Raw genomic sequence first — 1079 nt, forward strand, 5'->3', positions numbered from 1 at the left:
GCGTTGCAGGCAGGCGACGAGGTATTCGAGGTGGGTCCAGGACTCGGTGCGGGCGCGCTCCGCCAGGCGTTCGGCAGCGTCCAGCAGGGCGGGCGCCTTCATCGCGCGGGAAAGGAAAGCCAGGTCGGCAGTGGTCTGTCGGCCGGTCTGGGCCGTCGGTGTGTCGGTGGTGGTCGTGGTGTTGGGAGCGGAGGTGCGGGACATCAGGTGTCCTCCTTGCCGGCGCCGCCCTCGATGAGGGTGAAGATGCGGTCGTAGGAGCCGAGCTGGCGTTGTTCGACCTCGATGCCCAGGTCCTCGAGTGCGAGGGCGGTCAGGCCGCGGGCCTGGGCGCGGGAGGCACGCTGGTGGATTGCCTGGCCGCGCAGGGTTTCGGCCGCGGCGGCGTGCTCGGGGTCGGTGATGGTCTGGTGCCGGGCCCAGCAGCGGGCGTGGCGGGCGACGGTCTCGCCGGTGCGGGTGGTGGCGGTGATCTCCTCGGTGTCGGCCCGGATGGTGATCTGCTGGCCGATGGCGCGGGGGTGGACGGAGTAGTCGCAGGTGTCGACGCGGATGTAGTGGTCGCGGCCTAGGCGGATGCTCTGGGGCCACCAGTGGGGCGGGGCGACCGGTGGCAGGGTGAGCATCGCGCCCCGGTCGGCTTCCCAGCGTTCGGCGGGCCGGCAGCCGATCGTGCGGTGGTGTCGGCGGTTGGCGATCTGCAGCCATGCCGTGAGCTGGGTGTTGAAGTCGCTCGGTCCGGCGAACGTGCGGCCGGGCAGGAAGCTGGTCTCCAGATAGCCGTTCACCCGCTCCACCAGGCCTTTCGCCTCCGGGTCGCGGGGCCGGCAGAGGCGGATCCTGATCGCGAGCAGGCCGGCGAACCCCGCGAACTCCGAGGTCAGCTTTCCCTGGCCGACGCCGCTCTCGTTGTCCCAGACCAACATCTTCGGGACGGCCTGCCAGCCGGACAGCAGCCGCCAGTGCCCATCGATCAGGTCGGCAGTGGTCCGGGACGGCAGCATCCGAGCCGTGATCATCCGTGAATAGCCCGCCACCATGACCAGCACCGGAGGGCGTCCCGTCTGCCCGTAACCCAG

The 1079-nt window shown here is 70.9% G+C and carries 1 protein-coding gene and 1 pseudogene; both read right to left on the reverse strand.

Going from position 1 to position 1079, the window contains the following annotated elements; translation table 11 throughout:
* Positions 1 to 204, reverse strand: a pseudogene (locus ACH4J0_RS43335) (IS21-like element ISAau2 family helper ATPase IstB); the annotation flags it as partial.
* The coding region (locus tag ACH4J0_RS43340) for a Mu transposase domain-containing protein (protein ID WP_396246677.1) at positions 204 to 1079 on the reverse strand (876 nt) is incomplete at its 5' end. The gene ACH4J0_RS43340 and the pseudogene ACH4J0_RS43335, both read right to left, overlap by 1 nt.

Source organism: Kitasatospora sp. NPDC017646 (assembly GCF_044329365.1).
Lineage (GTDB): Bacteria > Actinomycetota > Actinomycetes > Streptomycetales > Streptomycetaceae > Kitasatospora.